The sequence below is a fragment of the Litorisediminivivens sp. KMU-197 genome (genome assembly GCF_056858395.1).
In genome coordinates, this window is sequence record NZ_JBXEQG010000029.1 from 1 (window position 1) to 1,211 (window position 1,211).

Here is a 1,211-nt window from a genome sequence, read left to right on the forward strand (position 1 = left end):
GAGTTCCCGGATCAGGCCCGGGATGATCTGCCGATCACTCGATGATCTTCGACACGACGCCCGAACCGACGGTGCGGCCGCCTTCGCGGATGGCGAAGCGCAGGCCCTCTTCCATCGCGATCGGGGCGATCAGCTCGACCGAGAACTTCAGGTTGTCGCCCGGCATCACCATCTCGGTGCCTTCCGGCAGGTTCACGGTGCCGGTCACGTCGGTGGTCCGGAAGTAGAACTGCGGACGGTAGTTGGCGAAGAACGGCGTGTGACGGCCACCCTCGTCCTTGGTCAGGATGTAGCTTTCCGCCTCGAACTTGGTGTGCGGCTTGACCGAACCCGGCTTGCAGAGAACCTGTCCGCGCTCGACGCCCTCACGGTCGACACCGCGCAGCAGCGCGCCGATGTTGTCGCCGGCTTCACCGCGGTCCAGCAGCTTGCGGAACATTTCGACGCCGGTGCAGGTCGTTTTCTTGGTGTCGCGGATGCCGACGATCTCGATCTCGTCGCCGACGTTCAGCACGCCACGCTCGACACGACCGGTCACAACCGTACCACGGCCCGAGATCGAGAACACGTCCTCGACCGGCATCAGGAAGTCCTGATCCACGGCGCGCGCCGGCTGCGGGATGTATTCGTCCACGGCCGCCATCAGTTCGCGGATCTTGTTCTCGCCGATTTCCGGGTCACGGCCTTCCATCGCCGCCAGCGCCGAACCGGCGATGATCGGGATGTCGTCGCCCGGGAAGTCGTATTCGGAGAGCAGCTCGCGGACTTCCATTTCCACCAGCTCGAGCAGTTCCTCGTCGTCGACCTGGTCGACCTTGTTGAGGAACACCACCATCGAGGGGATGCCCACCTGACGGCCGAGCAGGATGTGCTCGCGGGTCTGGGGCATCGGGCCGTCGGCGGCGTTCACCACCAGAATCGCGCCGTCCATCTGCGCCGCACCGGTGATCATGTTCTTGACGTAGTCGGCGTGGCCGGGGCAGTCGACGTGCGCGTAGTGGCGGGCGTCGGTTTCATACTCGACGTGCGCGGTCGAGATGGTGATGCCGCGGGCTTTTTCCTCGGGCGCGCCGTCGATCTGGTCATAGGCCTTGAAGTCGCCGAAGTACTTGGTGATCGCCGCGGTCAGCGTGGTCTTGCCGTGGTCGACATGGCCGATCGTGCCGATGTTGCAGTGCGGTTTGGTACGCGCAAACTTTTCCTTTGCCATG

General features: G+C 64.2%; 1 protein-coding gene. It reads right to left on the bottom strand.

The features are described 5' to 3' along the window. Positions 1-34: 34 nt before the first annotated feature. Positions 35-1,210: an elongation factor Tu gene (gene tuf, locus AC04PT_RS20070; RefSeq protein WP_482875564.1), complete on the bottom strand. Its 1,176-nt coding sequence runs from the start codon at positions 1,208-1,210 to the stop codon at positions 35-37. Position 1,211 lies beyond the last annotated feature (1 nt).